The 20,792-nt window shown below is 39.1% G+C and carries 25 protein-coding genes; 17 read left to right on the top strand and 8 right to left on the bottom strand.

Translation table 11 applies throughout. The features are described 5' to 3' along the window. Positions 1 to 99: 99 nt before the first annotated feature. The 9 genes from lpxD (at position 100) to ABEG20_RS18540 (ending at position 7,302) form a co-directional block, all read left to right on the top strand. Positions 100 to 1,176 (top strand): UDP-3-O-(3-hydroxymyristoyl)glucosamine N-acyltransferase, encoded by a 1,077-nt coding sequence (gene lpxD, locus ABEG20_RS18580; RefSeq protein WP_406824737.1) that lies wholly within the window; start codon positions 100 to 102, stop codon positions 1,174 to 1,176. Then, entirely contained in the window at positions 1,166 to 2,578 is a 1,413-nt protein-coding gene (locus ABEG20_RS18575; protein WP_406824736.1) for a bifunctional UDP-3-O-[3-hydroxymyristoyl] N-acetylglucosamine deacetylase/3-hydroxyacyl-ACP dehydratase, read from the top strand. Before lpxD ends, ABEG20_RS18575 begins: the two co-directional genes overlap by 11 nt. Beyond that, entirely contained in the window at positions 2,578 to 3,363 is a 786-nt protein-coding gene (gene lpxA / locus ABEG20_RS18570) for an acyl-ACP--UDP-N-acetylglucosamine O-acyltransferase (protein WP_010599175.1), read from the top strand. Before ABEG20_RS18575 ends, lpxA begins: the two co-directional genes overlap by 1 nt. A gap of 43 nt (positions 3,364 to 3,406) precedes the next feature. Continuing rightward, a complete protein-coding gene (locus ABEG20_RS18565) occupies positions 3,407 to 3,898 on the top strand; it encodes a GNAT family N-acetyltransferase (RefSeq protein ID WP_406824735.1) in 492 nt (163 codons plus the stop codon). Continuing rightward, entirely contained in the window at positions 3,888 to 4,502 is a 615-nt protein-coding gene (locus ABEG20_RS18560; protein WP_406824734.1) for an ATP-binding cassette domain-containing protein, read from the top strand. The genes ABEG20_RS18565 and ABEG20_RS18560 overlap by 11 nt, the downstream gene beginning before the upstream one ends. 471 nt (positions 4,503 to 4,973) lie before the next feature. After that, positions 4,974 to 5,534, top strand: a complete 561-nt coding sequence (gene efp, locus ABEG20_RS18555; protein ID WP_406824733.1) for an elongation factor P — start codon at positions 4,974 to 4,976, stop codon at positions 5,532 to 5,534. A 131-nt stretch (positions 5,535 to 5,665) separates the two neighbouring features. Beyond that, positions 5,666 to 6,226, top strand: coding sequence for an elongation factor P (efp, locus tag ABEG20_RS18550; RefSeq protein ID WP_138819317.1), 561 nt, complete (start codon positions 5,666 to 5,668; stop codon positions 6,224 to 6,226). Between the two features lie 346 nt (positions 6,227 to 6,572). Continuing rightward, positions 6,573 to 7,133, top strand: coding sequence for a 5-formyltetrahydrofolate cyclo-ligase (locus ABEG20_RS18545; protein ID WP_406824732.1), 561 nt, complete (start codon positions 6,573 to 6,575; stop codon positions 7,131 to 7,133). 10 nt (positions 7,134 to 7,143) lie between these two features. Further along, entirely contained in the window at positions 7,144 to 7,302 is a 159-nt protein-coding gene (locus ABEG20_RS18540; protein WP_167354761.1) for a hypothetical protein, read from the top strand. Between the two features lie 135 nt (positions 7,303 to 7,437). On the opposite strand, the gene ABEG20_RS18535 is transcribed toward ABEG20_RS18540, so the two are convergent. The 4 genes from ABEG20_RS18535 to ABEG20_RS18520 form a co-directional block, all read right to left on the bottom strand. Next, entirely contained in the window at positions 7,438 to 8,421 is a 984-nt protein-coding gene (locus tag ABEG20_RS18535; RefSeq protein WP_406824731.1) for a formimidoylglutamase, read from the bottom strand. Continuing rightward, entirely contained in the window at positions 8,399 to 9,637 is a 1,239-nt protein-coding gene (hutI, locus tag ABEG20_RS18530) for an imidazolonepropionase (protein ID WP_406824730.1), read from the bottom strand. Before hutI ends, ABEG20_RS18535 begins: the two co-directional genes overlap by 23 nt. Before the next feature lie 83 nt (positions 9,638 to 9,720). Then, positions 9,721 to 10,488, bottom strand: a complete 768-nt coding sequence (locus ABEG20_RS18525; protein ID WP_406824729.1) for an exodeoxyribonuclease III — start codon at positions 10,486 to 10,488, stop codon at positions 9,721 to 9,723. 214 nt (positions 10,489 to 10,702) lie between these two features. Beyond that, entirely contained in the window at positions 10,703 to 11,401 is a 699-nt protein-coding gene (locus tag ABEG20_RS18520) for a peptidylprolyl isomerase (RefSeq protein ID WP_406824728.1), read from the bottom strand. Positions 11,402 to 11,495: 94 nt separating this feature from the next. On the opposite strand from ABEG20_RS18520, the gene ABEG20_RS18515 reads away from it, so the two are divergent. The 8 genes from ABEG20_RS18515 to ABEG20_RS18480 all read left to right on the top strand — a co-directional run bounded on the left by ABEG20_RS18515 (position 11,496) and on the right by ABEG20_RS18480 (position 17,164). Then, positions 11,496 to 11,897: an HYC_CC_PP family protein gene (locus ABEG20_RS18515; RefSeq protein WP_406824727.1), complete on the top strand. Its 402-nt coding sequence runs from the start codon at positions 11,496 to 11,498 to the stop codon at positions 11,895 to 11,897. Positions 11,898 to 12,011: 114 nt separating this feature from the next. Next, a complete protein-coding gene (locus ABEG20_RS18510; RefSeq protein WP_406824726.1) occupies positions 12,012 to 12,548 on the top strand; it encodes a heavy-metal-associated domain-containing protein in 537 nt (178 codons plus the stop codon). Between the two features lies 1 nt (position 12,549). Next, the gene (locus tag ABEG20_RS18505) at positions 12,550 to 13,362 is read left to right on the top strand and encodes a hypothetical protein (protein WP_406824725.1); all 813 of its coding nucleotides are present in this window, start codon (positions 12,550 to 12,552) and stop codon (positions 13,360 to 13,362) included. Positions 13,363 to 13,367: 5 nt separating this feature from the next. Further along, positions 13,368 to 13,871: a DUF3347 domain-containing protein gene (locus ABEG20_RS18500; RefSeq protein WP_406824724.1), complete on the top strand. Its 504-nt coding sequence runs from the start codon at positions 13,368 to 13,370 to the stop codon at positions 13,869 to 13,871. Then, the gene (locus tag ABEG20_RS18495) at positions 13,871 to 14,431 is read left to right on the top strand and encodes a helix-turn-helix domain-containing protein (protein ID WP_406824723.1); all 561 of its coding nucleotides are present in this window, start codon (positions 13,871 to 13,873) and stop codon (positions 14,429 to 14,431) included. Before ABEG20_RS18500 ends, ABEG20_RS18495 begins: the two co-directional genes overlap by 1 nt. Before the next feature lie 271 nt (positions 14,432 to 14,702). After that, positions 14,703 to 15,275, top strand: coding sequence for a YceI family protein (locus ABEG20_RS18490; protein ID WP_406824722.1), 573 nt, complete (start codon positions 14,703 to 14,705; stop codon positions 15,273 to 15,275). Between the two features lie 123 nt (positions 15,276 to 15,398). After that, the gene (gene ygiD / locus ABEG20_RS18485) at positions 15,399 to 16,223 is read left to right on the top strand and encodes a 4,5-DOPA dioxygenase extradiol (RefSeq protein ID WP_406824721.1); all 825 of its coding nucleotides are present in this window, start codon (positions 15,399 to 15,401) and stop codon (positions 16,221 to 16,223) included. 221 nt (positions 16,224 to 16,444) lie between these two features. Then, a complete protein-coding gene (locus ABEG20_RS18480) occupies positions 16,445 to 17,164 on the top strand; it encodes a heavy-metal-associated domain-containing protein (protein ID WP_406824720.1) in 720 nt (239 codons plus the stop codon). A 1-nt stretch (position 17,165) separates the two neighbouring features. Here ABEG20_RS18480 and ABEG20_RS18475 read toward each other — a convergent pair whose 3' ends face one another. From ABEG20_RS18475 to ABEG20_RS18460, 4 genes are all read right to left on the bottom strand, one after another. Continuing rightward, on the bottom strand, positions 17,166 to 17,642 hold the full coding sequence (locus ABEG20_RS18475; RefSeq protein ID WP_406824719.1) for a DUF6265 family protein: 477 nt from the start codon (positions 17,640 to 17,642) through the stop codon (positions 17,166 to 17,168). After that, entirely contained in the window at positions 17,639 to 18,163 is a 525-nt protein-coding gene (locus tag ABEG20_RS18470; protein WP_406824718.1) for a YfiT family bacillithiol transferase, read from the bottom strand. Before ABEG20_RS18470 ends, ABEG20_RS18475 begins: the two co-directional genes overlap by 4 nt. Before the next feature lie 3 nt (positions 18,164 to 18,166). After that, positions 18,167 to 19,219: a fibrobacter succinogenes major paralogous domain-containing protein gene (locus ABEG20_RS18465; protein WP_406824717.1), complete on the bottom strand. Its 1,053-nt coding sequence runs from the start codon at positions 19,217 to 19,219 to the stop codon at positions 18,167 to 18,169. A gap of 168 nt (positions 19,220 to 19,387) precedes the next feature. Then, positions 19,388 to 20,785, bottom strand: a complete 1,398-nt coding sequence (locus ABEG20_RS18460) for an aldehyde dehydrogenase family protein (protein ID WP_406824716.1) — start codon at positions 20,783 to 20,785, stop codon at positions 19,388 to 19,390. Between the last annotated feature and the right edge of the window lie 7 nt (positions 20,786 to 20,792).

Below are 20,792 nucleotides of genomic sequence, written 5' to 3'. Positions count from 1 at the left end.
TTTCAGTGTCGTTTTAACTCTTATTATTGTGCAAGTAATACCCCGTTTAACCCATGCAGGTTTTTTTGTTCATATCAATTTAACATATACCTTTGTACGATGCAATTTACTGCCACGCAGATAAGTCAGTTTCTAAACGGTTCCATTGATGGTAACCCAGATGTAGCCGTTACCGAACTTTCTAAAATAGAAGACGGAAAGGAAGGCTCCTTGTCATTTCTCTCGAACCCTAAGTACGAAAACTTTTTATATTCTACTCAGGCGTCAGTTGTTATCGTATCAAAAGACTTTGCGCCTACACAACAGTATACCAGCACCCTCATCCGTGTTGAAAATCCATACAGCGCGTTTACGATCTTATTGGATAAATATAACGAAGCCATTAACGCTCAAGCCGTACAATCTGGTATTGATAAACTGGCCTTCGTTCATCCTACAGCCAAAATCGGCAACAACGTATTTATTGATGCTTTTGCCTATATTGCCGAAAATGTAGAGATCGCAGATGGCTGTAAAATAAACGCACAAACCTTTATTGGTGCAAATTCTAAAATTGGCAAAAACAGCACATTTTTTCCTGGTGTAAAAATTTATCACAATTCTATAATCGGTAGCAGAGTGGTCATCCATGCCAATACGGTTATCGGAAGTGATGGTTTTGGTTTTGCCCCACAAAAAGACGGCACTTACAATAAAATCCCGCAGATTGGAAACGTTATTATCGAAGATGATGTAGAAATTGGCGCAAATACTACAGTAGATCGTGCAACAATGGGATCAACAATTGTAAAAAAAGGTGTAAAAATTGACAACCTGATCCAGATTGCGCACAATGTAGAAATTGGCGAGAATACTGTTGTAGCAGCACAGTCAGGTATTTCTGGAAGTACAAAAATTGGCCCTAACAGCGTGGTTGGCGGACAGGTTGGTATAGCCGGGCACCTAACTTTAGCTAAAGGAACGCAGATTGGGGCACAGGCAGGTATAAATTTTAATATCACAGAAGAAAATAAACAATGGCACGGCAGTCCGGCGCAACCATTGCGCAACTGGATGCGTGCATCAGTCATTTTCAAACATCTTCCAGATGTAGAGAAAAGAATAAATAAGCTCGAAGAGGAGTTGAAAAAACTCACCGCTGAACTGGAAAAGAATACAATACACAATGAACGTTAGACAAAAAACGATTAAACAAGAAATATCAGCATCTGGTGTAGGTTTACACACTGGTGCCAATGTGACTTTAACATTTTGCCCCGCCCCTGAAAATCATGGCTTTAAATTTCAGCGTATTGATTTAGATGGCCACCCGATTATCGAAGCTGATGCAGATAATGTGACCGATACCTCACGGGGCACTACACTTACCCAAAACGGCGCCAGCGTAAGTACTGTAGAGCACGTAATGGCATCGTTGGTTGGTATGGATCTTGATAATGTACTGATTAAATTAGACGGTCCGGAAACACCAATAATGGACGGAAGTTCTATTCAGTTTGTTGATTTGTTGGAAGAAGTAGGAACAGTTGAGCAAAATGCAGATCGCGAGTATTTTACCATTCCACATAACATTACCTATACCGAAGAAGATAGAAAAGTAGAAATTGTGGCCATGCCGTTAGACGATTATCGTTTTACCTGCATGATCGATTATAACTCTCCTGTTTTGGGTAGCCAGCATGCAGGCATTAATACCATTGCAGAATTTAAGAAAGAAATTGCTTCTTGCCGTACCTTCTGTTTTCTACATGAACTGGAATACCAGCTATCTCACAATTTAATTAAAGGGGGCGATTTAAATAACGCCATTGTAATTGTAGACAAAGAAGTTACCAGGGATGAATTAAGTCACCTGGCTAAATTATTTAACCGCAAAGATATCGATGTTGCCCCGCAAGGGATTTTGAACAACATGGAACTGCGTTATCAGAACGAACCTGCACGTCATAAACTTTTGGATATGATCGGCGACTTGGCCTTGGTTGGTATGCATTTAAAAGGCCACATCATGGCGGCCCGTCCAGGCCATGCAGCAAACGTTGCTTTTGCCAAAAAGATTAAAGCAGCCATTAGAAAAGAGAAAAATAAAAAAGTACAAAAGGTGTACGATCCAAGTGCAAAACCATTGTTCGATGTAGTAAAGATCATGGAAATTTTGCCACACCGTCAGCCATTTCTATTCGTTGATAAAATACTGGAACTTTCTAAAAACCACGTGGTAGGCGTTAAAAACGTTACCATGAACGAAGAGTTTTTCAAAGGGCACTTTCCTGGCGCTCCGGTGTTTCCGGGTGTACTACAGATAGAGGCCATGGCGCAGGTAGGCGGTATCCTTGTACTGTGTACTGTTCCAGATCCTGAAAATTACCTTACCTATTTCTTAAAGATAGATAATGTACGTTTTAGGGCCCAGGTACTTCCTGGCGATACGATTGTTTTCCGTTGCGATTTACTTGAACCCATCAGAAGAGGCATAGCCCAGATGAAAGGCGTAGGTATGGTTGGCGAAAAAATCGTGGTAGAAGCCGAAATGATGGCCCAAATTTCAAAAGTTAAACAAGCAGAACCCGCTCAATAATGATACAACCCTTAGCATACATACACCCTCAGGCAAAAATTGCCGAAAACGTGGTCATTGAACCTTTTGTAGTGATACATAAAGACGTTGTAATTGGAGAGGGAACCTGGATCGGTTCAAACGTGACCATTATGGATGGCGCACGGATCGGTAAAAACTGCCGAATCTTTCCTGGTGCGGTTATTTCTGGCGAGCCACAGGATTTAAAATTTGCCGGTGAAGTTACCACAGCCGAAATTGGCGATAATACCACCATCCGCGAATGTGTAACCATTAACCGCGGAACCAAGGATAAATGGAAAACGGTTATTGGCAGCAATTGCCTTATCCAGGCTTATTCGCACATTGCGCACGATTGCGAGGTTGGAAATAACTGTATTTTTTCGAACAGTACCACCTTGGCCGGCCACATTACAATTGGAAACAATGTGGTTTTAGCAGGTCTGGTGGCCATACATCAATTTGTTAAGGTAGGCTCTTATGCCTTTGTAACTGGTGGTTCATTGGTGCGCAAAGATGTTCCGCCATATGTAAAAGCAGCCCGTGAGCCTCTTTCTTATGCCGGCATCAACTCTGTGGGTTTGCGTAGAAGAGGTTTTACCAACGAGCAGATTGATGAAATTCAGGAAATTTACCGGGTACTTTTTGTAAAGCACAATAACGTAACGAAAGCTTTAGACATGATCGAAGCTGAATTTAAACCTACCGAAATCCGTGATGAAATTGTTGATTTTATCCGCAATTCCAACCGTGGGGTAATGAAGGGTTTCGGCATGGGAAGCTAAGCCTAAAGCAAAAAGAGCAAAGCTTAAAGCAAAACAAATATTCATGGGTGAGTTAACGCTAATCAGAACAGGTTCAGACCATGCCGGTTTCAGGCAGTTGGTTGCTTTACTGGATCAGGATTTGGCTGTTAGAGATGGTGATGATCATGCTTTTTATGCGCAGTTTAACAAAGTTGATGCCATTAAAGAAGTGGTTATTGCCTGCCAGAATGATGTACCCGTGGGTTGTGGCGCCATTAAACCTTTCTCCACTACAGCAGCCGAAGTAAAAAGGATGTTTGTACATCCAGATCATAGGAAGCAAGGCATAGCTGCTAAAGTCTTAAAAGAATTAGAAAACTGGGGTATTGAACTCGGTTTTTCTTCATGCGTTTTAGAAACAGGGAAAAAACAGCCCGAAGCCATTGCACTTTATCAAAAGACAGGTTATCACATCACGACCAACTATGGACAATATATCGGCATTGATAATAGCGTTTGCATGACTAAATCGCTTATCGCTAAACCCCAAACGCCTGGCACAAATGAATATTAGTTTACAAAACGTTGGAAGAAGGTTTAATAAAGAGTGGATTTTCAGGAATTTAAACACTGAATTTTCTACAGGAAACAGTTACGCCATACTCGGGCCTAATGGTTCCGGTAAGTCGACTTTATTGAGCGTACTAACCGGCAGCCTATCACCGTCAGAAGGAAAGATTTCATTTTCTGATACGAAAGATATTCCGGTAGAAAATATTTATAAATACATCAGCCTTGCCGCACCCTATCTCGAACTGGTTGAAACTTTTACGCTAAAAGAGCTCATTGATTTTCATTTTAAGTTTAAAAATTTTGCCACTGGCCTGGATGCAAAAAAGCTGATCAGTATTTTGGGATTAGAAAAAGCAGCAAACAAACAAATCAAATACTTTTCGTCTGGAATGAAGCAAAGAACCAAACTAGCTTTGGCATGTTGTGCAAGTACACCCATTTTATTTTTAGATGAGCCAACCAGCAATTTAGACGTTCAGGGAATAAGTTGGTACCGCGAACTTATCGAAAATTTTGGAAAAGAGCGGCTTACCATAATTGGCTCCAATCAAATACAAGAATACGATTTTTGCACAAATCAAATACAAATATCAGACTATAAGTAACTTAGCTCTAAAAAGTACTGCTATCAACTAGTCTGTTTTGTCATACATTTGTATTATAAATACTTTTTGAAAAAAATATTTTGTAATTCAAAAATTATATCTACCTTTGCACCACCAAAAAGAGAAACAATTATTTAATTTATCTCTCCAAGTAAAAGATTATATTTCCGTTATTCGGATCAAAATAAATAGCCCGTAAAAGGCAAAGAGTTTTTCATAGTTTAGTTTGAGGTTTAGGTTGATTATGCCTTTGGAGTGGTTCCCAAAGGCATTTCTTTTATACGGGGATTTTGTTAATTAAGGCTCCATAAAAAAGGCAAAAACAAAAACTGAATTATCTTATCTCTGCTTCGAACCCAATAAACTCATGACTAGTGAACCAATGAACCACAGATTTTACTTTTCAAATCTGTATGCATTTTTTAACTTTGATTTTTAATCCAAAACAAAAACAATATTCACGATCATAAAATGGCTAAGGCATCAGAAGTAAAAAGCGGAAATGTGCTTCGTTTTAACGGAGAGTTGGTAAGTGTAGAAGAATACATCCACCGTACCCCCGGAAATTTAAGGGCTTTTTATCAGGCCCGTATGCGCAATGTAAAAACCGGCAAAATTGTAGAATACCGTTTCCGCACCGATGAAGAGGTAACGATTTGCCGTGTCGAGACCAACGACTATCAGTACCTATATGAAGATGGCGATTATCTGGTCGTGATGGACAATAACACTTACGAACAATACAACATCCCAAAACTGCTTTTTGGCAGTTCGATTAAATTCTTAAAAGAAGGTATGAATGTGACTATTGCCTTTGAAAGTGATGAGCCTATTGTGGCCCAGCTGCCTAATAGCGTTGAATTGGAAATCACCTACTCTGAACCCGCTGTAAAAGGCGACACCTCTACCAGTGCGCAAAAATATGCCACCCTAGAAACAGGTGCAGAAATCAGGGTCCCCTTATTCATCAATCAAGGAGACAGGGTAAAGATTGACACCAAAACAGGTGAATATATGGAGCGGGTAAAATAGCCTGATTAAAGGTCTAAATTTTCTTAAACCCTAAGCCTTATACCTTAAACCTTTATCGTTTTTTATCAAAATAATTTTACCTTTGCCGTCACGAAAAACGGAAATATAAATCCAATTTAGGATCAGACAATATGGCAAAAGCATCAGAAATTAAAACAGGTAACATTCTTCGCATAAACAATGAACTGGTTACTGTTGACGAATGGAATCACCGTACACCAGGAAAAGGTGGCGCATTTTATACCGGTAAATTCCGTAATATTAAATCGGGCAGAATTGTTGAAGCACGTATGAATACCGACGAGGCTGTAGAAATATGCCGCGTAGAAACCAATGATTACCAATATTTATACGAAGAAGGTGATTATTTGGTAGTAATGGACAATAATAGTTACGAGCAGTTTAATGTAGAGAAATCTTTATTTGGTTCAGCTATTAAATTCTTAAAAGAAGGCATGAATATTATCGTTTCTATGGAAAGCGATGAAGCCATTATGGCACAATTGCCAAACTTTGCTGAATTTGAAATTACTTACTCGGAACCAGCAGTTAAAGGTGATACTTCTACTAATGCCTTAAAAGCAGCAACATTAGAAAATGGTGTTGAAGTTAAAGTTCCGATGTTTGTAAACCAGGGTGATAAAATTAAAATTGATACCCGTACCGGCGATTACGTTGAGCGTGTAAAATAATTTGGATCTCATATCCTAAAAGCCCTTAAAATTAATTTTTTAGGGGCTTTTTTTGTTTAAGAAGCATAAGGTTTTAAAATCTGTGAGGCTTAAACCCATAATGCTAAGTAACCGTAACGCTTAGATTTACTGAGATGACTTAGGTGGTCTTTTTTTTAAGAAAAGCAGGGTTCGTGCGCATGGGGATACAACTGTCCCGCTATTCGCTTCAAAACCTCGGCTTGTGTCTCACCTTCGGGTTTTACGCTGCTATCGGGTTTATTTAACTAAAGCCTTGAGGTCTTAGGTCATAAAACCTTGCAAGGTTTCAAAACCTGCGAGGTCTGAAAAATATTATCTTTGTTTTATGTTAAAAGCCGAAATCAGAAAACTAGCATTAAAAGACAGGTTGCGACTAAACGACCCAACCTATTATGCGTTGAACGAATCACTTTTAAAACAGTTTAAAACAATCGATTTTAGCCGAATTAAAACCCTTCATATCTTTTTACCCATTACAGAAAAAAAAGAGCCGGATACTTTTTTATTGATCAAATGGCTAAGCAAAACCTATCCTGAAGTTAAAATTATTATACCCAAGGCTGATTTTGAAACAGCCCTGATGACCCACCACGAATACCTGGGCGAAAAAGACCTGAAAAAAAACCTTTACAACATATTGGAGCCACAAAAAGGAAACTTGCACGAAGGAGAAATAGACATGGTTGTTATCCCACTGTTAGCCTTTGATAAACAGGGTTACCGTGTAGGTTATGGCAAAGGTTTTTATGATCGTTTTCTTAAAGGTTTAAATGCTCAAAAAATAGGTTTATCTTTGTATCCTGCAATTGAAAAAATCGATGATGTACATGAACATGATATTAAACTCGATTTTTGCATTACACCAACAGAAATTATAAAGTTTTAAGCGTACCGGCATGCCACAGGAAATCGTAATCAAAACCGAAAAACAGTACGAAGACAATATGATTGCCGTATTTGAACTTCAGGAAAAGGAAGATTTAACGGCAGAAGACCTGAAACAGATTGAATTGATGCTCAAAGCCGGAGAAAAATATGAAGCGGAGCATTTGTAAAGGGCCTACTCTCAAATCGTCACCCTGAATTTATTTCAGGGTCTATTTATAAGGCATTTACAGCAAGAAAGATCCTGAAACAAGTTCAGGATGACGACTCGCGCAAAATACTCCGTGTTTTTTCGTATCAGGTGCCTAAACCGAAGAGATATTTGCTTTCACAAAATCACTCACTAAATATGCGATTAACTTAGATGTGAGCTTACTCACCCTTCCATCCAGCATCCGCGTAGCCCCTTCACAAATGTGTAGATAAGAAAATTTATTGGCTTTGCGCAAGATGATTAGCTTTCTGATATCGTTAACCCCAAACCCAGAGGGCGTTTCGGCACTCGAAAGTACATTCTCCATACAATCCAGATCTATTTCCAAACCGATTATTGATCCTAACTCATCAAATAAACCACTATAATCCTGCCCGGTTAAAATATCCTCAAAAAATACAGCCTTTAATTTAGGATGGTGATCGATATGGCTTAAAATAGCCTCGTTATTATAATTCTGATGCAGCCCATACATCAAATAATTATCAAGATAATTTTCATTTAAAGCATAAGAAAACCCATTTCCGCTATGCCGGCCTTCTAATTCCCTTAAATCGGCATGTGCATCAATATTTAATACATCAATTGGCTTTTTATTTGCTAAAGAAGTCCCTTTAATAATTGGATAGGCATTATTGTGCCCGCCACCAATTACAACCGGGATTTTACCCGCAGCCACGATTTTCTCAATTACAGGATAAACCAATGCATCAATTTCAGCAACTTTATCCCGCAGGCCTTTTATGGAAGAATCAGCCGGCTCGTCAATCTCGAAATGGCCCAAAACCAAAACCTCCCCACCATTTAAAAACCGGTTACTTTGAATATTTAAAAAGGACGTTAGTGCCGGTCGCCAAACCGATGCGGCTCCTGCAATGCCTGCATTTGCGCGTACGCCAATGTCTTCAGGAATGCCCAGCAACACAAATTTTGCATTTGTAGTTGGCAATTCTTCCCATGTAGATAAAACCGCTACTTTTTCACCTAGTTTGGTTTCGCCCTTGCGGTGAATAATCAAACGATCGATGTCGTGCTGGGTATATATTTTAAGGTTATCCATTATAAATTTCGCCATTTAAGATCACTTGATCTACCTGGCTTTCGCCAAAACTATAAGGCAAATAAGCAATTGAAGGCATCGGTTTGGTAATCAATAAATTTGCCTTTTTCCCAACAGCAATACTTCCATAATCTTTACTCAACTCCATTGCTGCAGCACCGTTTAATGTTGCGGCATTAATCGCCTGCTCCGGAAACATCTTCATTTTAATGCAAGCTAATGAAACTACAAAATTCATATTTCCGGAAGGTGTTGAGCCTGGGTTATAATCCGTAGCCAAAGCCACTGGTAAGTCAGCTTTAATAAAGCCCCTGGCATCGGCAAACGGAATCCCTAAATAAAACGAGCAAGAAGGCAGCAATGTTACAATCGTATTGGCATTTCTTAACGTTGCAATTGTTTCTTCGTTACTTTCCTCTAAATGATCAACCGAAATGGCCGCATGGTCAACAGCAACCTCTATTGCTCCTGAAACAGAAAGTTGGTTGGCGTGTATTTTCGGCTTCAATCCATATTTCGCTCCAGCTTTTAATACCTGATCGGTCTCTGCAACAGAAAAGAACCCCTTTTCACAAAAAACATCAATATAATCCGCCAGTTTTTCTTTGGCTATGAGCGGCAGCATTTCATTAATAATCAAATCAATATAACCTTGATGGTTATTTTTAAATTCGGCCGGAAATGCATGTGCCGCCAAAAAGGTTGCTTTTATCGGAATAGGAAATTGATCTTTCAGCCTGCGGATTACGCGGAGCATCTTGATTTCACTTTCAGTGGTCAATCCATAACCACTTTTAATTTCAACCGCTCCTGTGCCCTGCAGAACCATCTGTTTTAACCTAAGCGCAGCACTTTGAAACAATTCATCTGCTGTTGCTTGTTGAAGTTTATTCGCAGAATTTAAAATCCCACCACCTGCCGCTGCAATTTCCTCATAACTTTTACCCTGTATTTTCATGGCAAACTCTTCCTCACGTGAGGCTGCAAAAACAATATGTGTGTGGCTATCACACCAGGAGGGAAAAACGTAGCGGCCTTCGGCGCTGTGAGCTGGAAGATTTGCAATGGAAGATGGGAAAGTATCCATTTTTCCAAAATCTTTGATCAGGCCATTTTCTATTAAAAGCCAGGCATTTTCAAGGACAGGCAAATGATCCAGTTCGCTGCCTTGAAGCACTAATTGATCTCGATGGTGAACGCCCACAAGGCCTTTTATATTGGTGATTAGCATTTGGTTCGCTTATTGAGTAAAATGATCGAGTAATAAGTATCTGGATCCGAGTTTGTAAACCCTGATCCATTTTACATCTTACATTATTCCATTTCCAAAAGAACCGGACAATGATCTGAATGTATGGCATCGGGTAAAATCCTTACATTTTTCAAACGGTTTTCCATTGGTTTTGTAGCCAGGTGGTAATCGATCCGCCAGCCCAGGTTCTTCCCTCTCGATCCTGCACGGTAGCTCCACCAGGTATAGTGATGTGGGTCTTTGTTAAAATGGCGGAAAGTATCTATGAAACCATTATCTAAGAATAATTGCATCCATTCCCTTTCTTCTGGTAAAAAGCCAGATGAATTGGCATTGGATTTAGGATTATGAATGTCAATAGCGGTATGGCAAATATTATAATCACCACTCACAATCAAATTTGGGATTTCTTTACGCAATTCTCCAATGTAGGCATCAAAAAACCGCATAAATTCATATTTCTTTACCTGCCGGTCATCTCCGCTTGAACCCGAAGGCATATAAAGGCTCATTAAAGAAAAGCTGTCAAAATCAGCTCTTAAAATGCGTCCTTCTTTATCGATCCATTCTTCACCGCAGCCAAATGCTACGTGGTTGGGTTTAATTTTAGATAAAATGGCTACGCCGCTATATCCTTTTTTCTCTGCCGGGAACCAGTAATGGTGATAACCCAGTTGCTCAATCAAAGCAATAATTTCAGGGATCTGCGAAGGCAGCGCCTTTACTTCCTGTAAACAGACCATATCGGCATTCGTAGCCTGTAACCAGCCAAAAAAATTTTTGGTACTTGCTGCCCTGATCCCATTAACATTATAAGAGATAATCTTCATTCAGTAAATTTCAGTTGTTGTGGGTGGTAAATTTAGAAATTAATTGAATAAATGCTTAGTAATCCAATTAATGATATTTATTAGCGACCGTCATCTCGACTGAAACGCAGTGGAATGGAGATATCTGCTTCAATAGATCTCTCGGCTACTTTGCCACTCCGCTCGAGATGACGCTAACCAGGGAAATGACCATCTAAATGACCATTATCTTTGATTAACCCATCAACAACTGTTTCTCCAGTTTTTTCGCGGCTCTTCGTTTTAAAATGGTAATATCCATTTTTACATCCTGTTTCGGGCGGTTGTTTTTATCGGTAGCCAGAGCGGCAATTTTATCAACCATATCCAAACCTACCACAATTTCTCCATAAACCGTATAATTACGGTCTAAATGTGGTGTTCCACCTATCTTTTTATATATTTCACGCTGCCATTCCGGAATTTTGAATTTTAGCCGTTTTTCTTCCAAATTGTCCAATTGCTGATCGGTAAAAACTTTTCCCTGCACCAGGTAAAACTGACTACCACTCGATGCCTTGGCCGGATTAACGTCATCACCTTCCCTGGCCGCGCCTAAAACGCCTTTTTTGTGAAATAAGCTATCATTAAACTCTGCCGGTATGGTGTATTTTGGCCCACCTTCGCCCAAAAGAGAGTCTGGTTTGGCATTTTTAGAATCCGGATCGCCACCCTGAATCATAAAATTATTAATTACCCTGTGAAATAAAACCCCGTTATAATATCCAGATTTAGCCAGCTTCAAAAAGTTATCGCGATGCAATGGGGTTTGATTATACAGCTTAACGATGCATTCTCCAAATTCAGTTTTAATCCTTACATATTGATTTTTGGGTTTTGCAGCAAAGGCCGAAAGAATAGAAAAGGTGCAGAGGAATAATAATATTTTCTTCATTTAATCAGTGTTTAAGGCTAAAGTAAGCTAAAAAATGAAATTCAGTAAATAATTACTGGCATTATTCGACATTTTTTGCTTTACCTTTGTGTTAATGAAGTTAAAACAAAAAATAGCACTTTCTTTGGCTGTATTCTATGCAGTTAGTGTTATGGGTTTGGCTTTAAGCCTGCATTTCTGTGGAGGCAAACTCGAAAATGTTAAACTGTTCAGCAACGAAGTTTCCTGTAAGTTCTGTAAGGATATCCCTAGCGATAAGAAAGATGATGGTTGCTGCAAAAACACCCAGTTAACGGTTAAGGTAAAAGATAGTCACCAGGCAGAGGCGCAAGTAAAAATGCCAAAGCTCTTTTCTATCCAGCTTTTTCTTCATCCACCCGTTTTAACGTTTTTAAATAATATTACCCCGAAATTTTTTAGTAAAATTTCAAATAAAGCGCCGCCACTTTCCTCGCGGATTGCCCTGCACATTTTCAATTGTATTTTTAGAAATTAGGATTTTTCTACTTTTCCGTCATCCTGAACTTATTTCAGGATCTATTTTGTCATAAGCCCCTGAAATGAATCCAGGGAGACGACAGTTTAAAAATTATTCTAATTCAAAAAAATCATGAAAGCAATCAAAATATTCAGCATTATTATGCTATTCTTTGCCGTTAATATTTCGGCACAACAAATCTCTACAGCTGATTTACAGGTAACCGGTTTAACCTGTTCCATGTGCTCAAATGCAACACAAAAATCTTTAGAAACCCTAGGCTTTATCAGCAGCGTTAAGCCTGATTTAAATAAAAACATATTTGTTTTAACCTTTAAGAAAGAAGCCAATGTTAATCTCGACCTGGTTCGTAAAAAAGTTCAGGATGCAGGTTTTTCAGTAGGTGGATTAACTGCTAACTTCAATTTTAACGATGTTAAGGTAGATGACAAAGGTCAGGCCGTTATTAATGGCAATGTATACCGTTTTGTAAATGTAAAAGGTAAAACGCTTAGTGGTACTGTTAAGGCCAGTGTAGTGGATAAAGATTTTATATCTGGTTCTGCATTTAAAAAACAGGCCGCAACTGCTAATTCTGATGCTTATGCCAGTGGAACAGGCATCATTAACGGAAAAAAGATACGTATTTACCATTTAGTTCTTTCTTAAAATGAAGCGGATATTCGTATTGGCGCTGATGATGATCGGCGCCTATACAAATGGTTTTGCACAAGAACTATATGTATTTACAGAGCCTGCCAGTAATATGCCAACCAAATCGATTGGCGTAAGGATAACCAACGAGGGTATGTTCAACTACCCCGGTTACGTAAGCCGTACTATTCCGGAAGTGATGATTGGATTCAATAAAAACCTGATGATGCATGCGCAAGGTTTTATGTCTGACATGGATGGCCGGTACCGTCTAGAAGGCGGAAGTTTATATGCCAAATACCGGTTTCTATCATTGGATGAAGCGCAAAGCCACTTCAGGGCTGCGGCTTTTGGAAGGATTAGTACCAGCAGAAGACCAACATATACCAAAGACATTAACCTTGAGGGCGACAATAGTGGCCTACAGGGCGGATTAGTTTTCACCCAATTGCTACACAAACTGGCTTTATCATCAACATTAGGTTATGCACATGCTTTCGAAAATAGCGACAGGCAAATTGCGGGAATGCCGCAGCCAAAGAATATGTTGTCTTATAGCTTATCGTCGGGTTATTTGGTGCTACCCGTGGTTTACAAAGATTATAAGCAGCCTAACTTTAATGTCTATTTGGAATTATTGGGCAAAACCGATCCAGGTAGCGGACAATCTTATTTAGACATTGCCCCTGCTGTACAAATGATTTTAAACAGTACCACCCGCATCGATTTCGGCTATCGTTTTCAGGCCATTGGAAACATGGATAACCGATATACCAAAAACATGTACCTGCTTCGTGCAGAATTCAATTTCTTTAACGTTTTAAAATAAAAAAGATGAAAAAAATATTAGGATTGGTTGCCATCATGACGATCGCTACCACAGCATTCACTTATGCACAAACCAAAACAGATGTAGCATTAAACCAGGTATTAACGGCTTATTATGACGTAAAAAACGCATTAGCCACAGATAAAAAGGATATCGCCATCGAAAAAGTGAAAGTTTTATCGGCAAAGGTAAATGCGGTAAACCACAAAGATTTGCCAGCAGAGCAGCATAAAATATTCATGGAACAAGCTGCAATTATTAAAAGTAAATCTGCTGAACTTGCTGGCTCGAACAACATTAAAACACAAAGAAAAGCATTTGAAGGGATTTCTTATGCAATGATCAAAACATTGAAAACCCTGAAGTTTAACAGCCAGACCGTTTATGTTCAACACTGCCCAATGGCTAAGGCAAGCTGGTTAAATGAAAAAGAAAACATCGAAAACCCTTATTATGGAAGCATGATGTTTGATTGCGGCGATGTTTCTGAAACCATAAAGTCGAAATAATGTACTTGCATATCAAAAATATGGTATGCAACCGTTGTAAAATGGTGGTTAAGGCCGAGCTGGAAAAGCTCGGCTTTAAACCGCTATTGGTTGAACTTGGCGAAGTCACCCTTGCCGAAAACATAACAGCTGAAGATAAAATTAAAATTGCAGAGCAATTAACCCATTTTGGTTTCGAACTGCTGGAAGACAAAAAGACCCAAATTGCGGAGCAGGTTAAAACGGCCATCATTAACCTGGTTCATTATACCAGAGAACCTTTAAAAATCAATCTTTCTGTCTATCTCAGCAAGCACTTAAAACAGGAATATACCAGCTTAAGCAGCATTTTTTCTGAAATCGAAAACCAAACAATTGAGAAATATTTTATTGCTCAAAAAATAGAAAAGGCAAAAGAAATGCTTACCTACGGCGAACTTAACTTGAGCGAAATTGCTTACCAACTGAATTACAGCAGTGTAGCACACCTATCGGCACAATTTAAAAAAGTTACCGGAATTACGCCTTCTGTTTATAAATTAACATCAACAGATAGCCGGAAAACACTGGACGAGGTTTGAGGACATAAAATGGAAAAGGTAAGATGGAGAACGGGCTTAAAGTTTATGGTTAGATAGATTATGGTTGATGGCCAATGAGCCTATCGGCTATGAACTATGAACCAAAAAACCATTAACCACTTATCTGCAATTCTAACCATTTAACTATCCATCAATTAACCGATTTAAGCAGTTAACCGGTTAACTTATTTCTCTAAACAATTTCTTATCATACGTCAAGATTGATCGGCTGATAATCAGCTATTTTTGCAACTAAATAAAATCACTAAATATGAAAAAATTATTTTTATTTCTGATCGCTACCTCAATCAGTGTGGCATCATTTGCACAAACAAGCTGGAAAATAGATCCAATGCACTCGTTTGTAAACTTTTCGGTTAAACACATGGGCATTTCTTTTGTTGATGGTTCATTCAAAAAATTCGATGGAACGGTTACCGCTGCTAAACCAGATTTAACTGACGCTAAAATCAGCTTTACGGTTGATGTAAACAGCATTACTACAGGTGTGGATATGAGAGATGGCCATTTAAAAACAGATGATTTCTTTAACGCGGAGAAATTTCCAACCATGAAATTCGAGAGCACTTCTTTCAAAAAACTAAATGGTAACAATTATGAGTTAAGCGGTAAATTAACCATCCGCGACATTACTAAAGATGTAAAATTTGCGGTTGTTTATGGCGGTACAGCTAAAGATCAGCAAGGCAATACGAAAGCAGGTTTCGGCGCTACTACAACCATTAACCGTTTAGATTATAATATAAAATATGATCCAACTGGTGCGGGTGTTGCAAAAGATGTTGCGATCAAATTAAACCTGGAATTTGTTCAGGGAAAATAATTCATAAATCGTCATCCCGACTGGAGCGCAGCGAAATGGAGAGATCTTTTAATCCGTAATAGTTACAAACTTCAAGGATTTCTCCACTTCAGTCGAAATGACGATTACTTAAATAGAATATCCATGTCTGCACTATCCCAATTCAGAAACTTTACTCAACGCCTGTCTCAAACGGATTTAATGCCAACGCTTTTTATTGGCCACGGCTCACCAATGAACGGTATCGAAAACAATGAGTTTAGTGAGAGCTGGGCAGATCTGGCCAAACATATTCCTGTTCCAAAAGCTGTTTTGGTGGTATCGGCGCATTGGTACACGCACGGTACTTTTGTAACGGCAATGAATTTCCCGGCTACCATTCACGATTTTGGCGGTTTCCCTCAGGCACTTTTCGATGTTCAGTATCCTGCACCGGGAGATCCGAAACTGGCTGCAGAAATACCTGGCTTAATCCACTCCACTCCTGTTGGCTTAGACCACGATTGGGGCCTCGATCATGGCACCTGGACGGTGGTAAGGCACATGTATCCTGATGCAGCTATTCCTATTTTGCAACTGAGTATCGATTATACCAAATCGCCGGCACAACATTATGAAATTGCCAAAGAAATTTACGCGCTCCGAAAAAAAGGCGTGCTGGTTATCGGCAGTGGCAACATGGTCCATAATCTGCGCATGCTCAGTTGGGAAATGATTAATGGAGGCGGTTACGATTGGGCAATTGAAATGAATGATAAGTTTAAAAATCTAATTGCAAACGGTGATCATCAGCCTTTAATCAACTACCGTAACCTTGGCAATGATGCGATGTTAGCCATTCCTACGCCAGAACATTATTTGCCGCTTATTTATACCCTTGGCATGAAAAACGACAAAGAAGAGGTTTCGTTTTTTAATGATAAGGCAGTGGGCGGTTCGTTAACAATGACTTCGGTTTTGGTGGGGTAATAGGATTTAAATGAAGTGCGAAGCAAAAATGCGTCATCTCGACCGTAACACAGTGGAGCGGAGAGATCTATCTCAAGAAAGATTTCTCGACTACGTTACACTCCGCTCGAAATGACGACTTCCAGTGGAACAACATAAACTAAAATTCTATAAAACTTTATGATTATTCTGTAACGCTTTTGGCCTCCAGAAGCGGTAAATTTGCCTGAAAGAATTTAATCATGACACATACCTATCAACTCACGGGCATGACCTGTGGTGGTTGCGAAAATAAAGTAAAAAGTAACCTGCTTGTTTTACCAGATATAACCGCTGTAGAGGTTTCTAAAGATGCCAATACGGCTACCATCAGCATGGATAAACATATTGGCTTGGAGACTTTGCAGCAAGCTTTAGGCGGCTCCGGCAGTAAATATCAAATTTCTGCCGCGCACCATAATGAAACACTTGAAGATGCAAAATCGTGGGCCGAAACCTACAAACCCATTCTATTGATATTCGGATATGTTACCGCAATATCTTTAGTCGTTTCCTGGCAGGACAATACAATCAATTTTATGGTATTCATGCGCATTTTTATGGCAGGTTTCTTCCTGACCTTTTCTTTCTTTAAAATGCTCAACTTAAAGGCCTTTGCCGAAAGTTATGCCATGTATGATGTTGTAGCTAAAAAATTCAGCGCATGGGGTTATATCTATGCTTTTATCGAATTAGGCCTAGGTTTATCCTTTGCATTGAACCTTTCGCCAAATATTGTAAACTGGATTACCCTGATCGTCATGACCATCAGTATACTTGGAGTTTTAGAAAGCGTTTTAAATAAGAAAAAGATTCAGTGTGCTTGTTTAGGGGCTGTTTTTAACTTGCCGATGAGTACCGTAACCATTGTGGAAGATGCGATTATGATGGCCATGAGCGCAGCCATGTTGATATTGATGTAAGCTATTGGCGCTTATACCTAAACTCCGATTTCCGGCTTTTGCCATTAAGCTCGCCTTCAATCCAGGCGAGCATTTCATTTTTACCCAGGTTTTGGTAAACTATTCTTTGTGGAAAATCGTGTGCCGCATTTTCGAAAATATAAATTCGATCCTTTGTGGAAATAAGCTTAAAACATACTTCTTTTCCTTCATTCTGATGAGCAACAGTTGAACAATAGAAAACATCTTTTCCAGTTTTTCTGATCTGTAATGTTTCAGTAAGTATGCTATCTCCTTTTATGCTAACGCGATAGCTCTTGCCTTTCATTATTTTATCAGCCCCCTGGATCCATTGTTCCACAATTTTTCCTTTGGGCGTTTGCATTTCCCATGAGCCCAATACAAATGAAAAGGTTTTTGATGAATTTTTTTGCGCTTTAACATTGCTATAAAAACTGGCAAGAAATAAAATCAGGGAGTATAAATAGATTCTTTTCATTTATATATGGTATTAGCGAGGTGAGCAAGGTGATGTTTCCCGTGCCAGGCATACATGCCAAGCATATTGGCCAAAGTTAGCTCTTTATTATAGGCCGGATGAATGTATTTCCTTTGATAATCTTCTATTTTTAATGTTTTTAAAAAAGCAACCCAACGCTGATGTAAACCTGTTAACAACTCAACTGACAATTTAATATCACCATTCCTGGCCTCTTCGGTTTCTGCCCAGCGTTCCTCAAAATATGACCTGATTACCGGAATGTCTTCAGTAACGGCTTGCTTAAAACGGATATAGGCATTGATATGACTGTCCGGAACATGATGAACAACCTGCCGCAATGTCCAGCCTCCGGGACGATAGGTCTGCTCCAGTTCTTCATCTGTCAGATTTTCTGTAGCCTTTTTTATTTGGCCTGGTAATGCTTCTATATCAGAAATCCAGGCATCAATCTGTTTTTGATCAAAGATATCAGGCATAACAAACTGACCGATAGGGTATTTAAGCTGTTCTAAATCCATTAATTAATCTTTAATGCATCTTACCGAGTAACCAAAACTTTTAATGCTCTCCGCAATTTCAATATAACCTTTAACATATAAATTGTAATACGATGCTGTTCCATTAGGATTAGCCGTAGCAGTCCACCAATTAGAATCAGAAGTTATACCATGATATGTCCCATCTGCATTCCTACTTCCTGCAGGTAAGCCTGTAAACTGTGTTATGTTTGAAGCACCTGTATCATTACTCCAATGACTGATGCCACTTTCCTGAATTTTGCCGCCACTATAACGGTCGCCCCCAATATAATTATACAAAATAGTCCATTCAGCACTGGTTGGGATATGCCATCCTTGTGGCGCAAGCTTATGATCACTATTTACCGCATACCAATTATATAAAAATCCATATGTTTTGCCTAGTTCTATACTATTATTATAGTTACAATACGCCCCATTTAGTTGTGCGGCCCAGCTGGAATTGTCTGTCACATTTTGTATTATCGTTCCATCTCTGTAATGCGTTGTCCGCAAGTTTTCCATCATCCACACCTGATTCCCTATTTTTACCGTTTTATATACATTCCCATCTATATCCTTCAATGTTTCAGCTGTTGATGCTTCGGTAACGATAAGATTTTCAGAAACACTAGATGCTTCGTAAATCCCGGATTGAGCCTGATAAGCCGTTATAACAGCCTTCCCCGGGCCCTTAATGGTTACCAGATGCCCCTCAATAACTGCAACAGCAGCATTGTCACTTTTAAAAGTGATTTCTGCATTACTATTACTTTTAGGCGTTAAAATAAATGGCGGATCGCCTACTTTTTTATCAGGAATTACAAACCCAAGTGAAGGCCAAAGCCGAGGGGCAATGATCAGCTTTGCCGTAATAGAATCTTTACTGAAGCTTTCTGTTGCTTGTTGTATAGCCGTTATCACACAAGTACCACTTTTTTTTATCGTAACAACATTCCCCTGGATAGTAACCAACGACGCATCATTCGTTTTAAAAGTAAAAGCTCCGGTGCTTTTACTTTTCGGATTGGTGAGCGTAAAGGAAGGCTCTCCCACTCTGACTATATTTAGGTTAAAATCAGAAAGTTCAGGTGATTGCATTGGATTATTTTCCTTCTGACATCCCGTAAAAATTGTCAAAAGAAAAAATACTAAGAGGTATGAGCGTCTTTTCATCTTTTTATTGCAAATATAATTACGTCAGCTTAAGGAACATAATAAATATTACATCAACTTCTTCAACCATTTTAACAAACCCATTTTTGGTGCATAAGGCGGATAAATCATTTTGGTCACACCCAATTTTGATTGAAAAACAACCGCCCTTTCGTGCGAAAAGGTTTTGAAGCCAAAAAAGCCATGACAGCTTCCTATCCCACTGCTGTTCACACCTCCAAATGGTAAATTGGGGTTGCTGATATGAACTAATACATCATTTACACAAGTTCCGCCAGCACTGGTTTCATTAATGATTTTATGTTGATGCTGTTTGTTATCTGAAAAGATGTAAAGTGCCAAAGGTTTATTTTTGCTGTTCACAATATTGATAGCTTCCTCTAAGTTTTTAAAAGTAATAACAGGCAAAATGGGACCAAAAATTTCTTCCTGCATGATGGCACTTTTTTCGTTTACTGAAGTTAAAAGTGTGGGCAATACGGTTAAACTTTTTTCATTTGTTTCACCACCAAAAGTCAATACTGCTCCATCGGCAATCGCATCTTCTTTTAATTTAGCCAAACGCTTAAATTGTTTATCGTTAATTATTTTAGCATAATCGTTTTTATTAATTCCAGCGCCTTCACCAAACATTCTTCCGACTGCAATTTTGTAATGTTCGATAAAGTCATTCCGCTTATTTTCTTCGATCAGGACATAATCCGGTGCAATACAGGTCTGCCCTGCATTAACCAATTTGCCCCAGGCAATTTTTTCGGCAGCCTTTTTAATATTACAGGTTCCATCTACAATAGCCGGCGATTTTCCGCCAAGCTCCAACGTAACCGAAGTCAGGTTTTTTGCAGCAGCTTCCATCACCACTTTGCCAATTGTGGTACTTCCGGTAAAAAAAATATGATCGAACGGGAGTTTTAGCAATTCGGTAGAAACATCAGCATCGCCTTCAAAACAGGCAATTTCTTTAGGATCAAAAGTGGTTGCAATTAATTTACTGATTACGCCAGCAGTTGCTTCACTTAATTCTGATGGTTTCAACATTACGCAGTTTCCTGCGGCAATTGCCGAAACCAATGGACTCATCATCAATTGTAACGGGTAGTTCCAGGGCGCTATAATCAGGCAAACGCCTTTGGGTTCATAATAGATTTTGTTCTGCGCAAAAAGATTACTCATGGTTTTGCCTACGGATTTGGGGCTCATCCATCCTTTCAGTTTTTTAATGGCAAAATCGATTTCGGCATAGGTAAAATACAGTTCAGTTACAGCACTTTCGAAACGGTTTTTACGCAGGTCCTTTTCCAACGCCGTAAATACGGCCTCTTCTGCTCCTGCTAAGGCTTGTTTCAGTAATTTCAGCTTATCTATACGGGTTTTTGCATCCGTTTTACGTAAACTGAATTGATGCTTTTGCTGTAAATCGAAAACCGATTTGATCTCTTGTTCCATAGTTTAC

This window comes from Pedobacter sp. KACC 23697 (assembly GCF_045348445.1).
Classification (GTDB): Bacteria; Bacteroidota; Bacteroidia; order Sphingobacteriales; family Sphingobacteriaceae; genus Pedobacter.
Note: the sequence above shows the minus strand (reverse complement) of the source record. Positions and strands in the feature narration are given on the sequence as shown.

Excerpts from the sequence above, each read along its gene's own strand:
- lpxD (WP_406824737.1), top strand. The coding sequence starts at position 100 with ATGCAATTTACTGCCACGCAGATAAGTCAGTTTCTAAACGGTTCCATT.
- ABEG20_RS18575 (WP_406824736.1), top strand. The coding sequence starts at position 1,166 with ATGAACGTTAGACAAAAAACGATTAAACAAGAAATATCAGCATCTGGT.
- lpxA (WP_010599175.1), top strand. The coding sequence starts at position 2,578 with ATGATACAACCCTTAGCATACATACACCCTCAGGCAAAAATTGCCGAA.
- ABEG20_RS18565 (WP_406824735.1), top strand. The coding sequence starts at position 3,407 with ATGGGTGAGTTAACGCTAATCAGAACAGGTTCAGACCATGCCGGTTTC.
- ABEG20_RS18560 (WP_406824734.1), top strand. The coding sequence starts at position 3,888 with ATGAATATTAGTTTACAAAACGTTGGAAGAAGGTTTAATAAAGAGTGG.
- efp (WP_406824733.1), top strand. The coding sequence starts at position 4,974 with ATGGCTAAGGCATCAGAAGTAAAAAGCGGAAATGTGCTTCGTTTTAAC.
- efp (WP_138819317.1), top strand. The coding sequence starts at position 5,666 with ATGGCAAAAGCATCAGAAATTAAAACAGGTAACATTCTTCGCATAAAC.
- ABEG20_RS18545 (WP_406824732.1), top strand. The coding sequence starts at position 6,573 with ATGTTAAAAGCCGAAATCAGAAAACTAGCATTAAAAGACAGGTTGCGA.
- ABEG20_RS18540 (WP_167354761.1), top strand. The coding sequence starts at position 7,144 with ATGCCACAGGAAATCGTAATCAAAACCGAAAAACAGTACGAAGACAAT.
- ABEG20_RS18535 (WP_406824731.1), bottom strand. The coding sequence starts at position 8,421 with ATGGCGAAATTTATAATGGATAACCTTAAAATATATACCCAGCACGAC.
- hutI (WP_406824730.1), bottom strand. The coding sequence starts at position 9,637 with ATGCTAATCACCAATATAAAAGGCCTTGTGGGCGTTCACCATCGAGAT.
- ABEG20_RS18525 (WP_406824729.1), bottom strand. The coding sequence starts at position 10,488 with ATGAAGATTATCTCTTATAATGTTAATGGGATCAGGGCAGCAAGTACC.
- ABEG20_RS18520 (WP_406824728.1), bottom strand. The coding sequence starts at position 11,401 with ATGAAGAAAATATTATTATTCCTCTGCACCTTTTCTATTCTTTCGGCC.
- ABEG20_RS18515 (WP_406824727.1), top strand. The coding sequence starts at position 11,496 with ATGAAGTTAAAACAAAAAATAGCACTTTCTTTGGCTGTATTCTATGCA.
- ABEG20_RS18510 (WP_406824726.1), top strand. The coding sequence starts at position 12,012 with ATGAAAGCAATCAAAATATTCAGCATTATTATGCTATTCTTTGCCGTT.
- ABEG20_RS18505 (WP_406824725.1), top strand. The coding sequence starts at position 12,550 with ATGAAGCGGATATTCGTATTGGCGCTGATGATGATCGGCGCCTATACA.
- ABEG20_RS18500 (WP_406824724.1), top strand. The coding sequence starts at position 13,368 with ATGAAAAAAATATTAGGATTGGTTGCCATCATGACGATCGCTACCACA.
- ABEG20_RS18495 (WP_406824723.1), top strand. The coding sequence starts at position 13,871 with ATGTACTTGCATATCAAAAATATGGTATGCAACCGTTGTAAAATGGTG.
- ABEG20_RS18490 (WP_406824722.1), top strand. The coding sequence starts at position 14,703 with ATGAAAAAATTATTTTTATTTCTGATCGCTACCTCAATCAGTGTGGCA.
- ygiD (WP_406824721.1), top strand. The coding sequence starts at position 15,399 with ATGTCTGCACTATCCCAATTCAGAAACTTTACTCAACGCCTGTCTCAA.
- ABEG20_RS18480 (WP_406824720.1), top strand. The coding sequence starts at position 16,445 with ATGACACATACCTATCAACTCACGGGCATGACCTGTGGTGGTTGCGAA.
- ABEG20_RS18475 (WP_406824719.1), bottom strand. The coding sequence starts at position 17,642 with ATGAAAAGAATCTATTTATACTCCCTGATTTTATTTCTTGCCAGTTTT.
- ABEG20_RS18470 (WP_406824718.1), bottom strand. The coding sequence starts at position 18,163 with ATGGATTTAGAACAGCTTAAATACCCTATCGGTCAGTTTGTTATGCCT.
- ABEG20_RS18460 (WP_406824716.1), bottom strand. The coding sequence starts at position 20,785 with ATGGAACAAGAGATCAAATCGGTTTTCGATTTACAGCAAAAGCATCAA.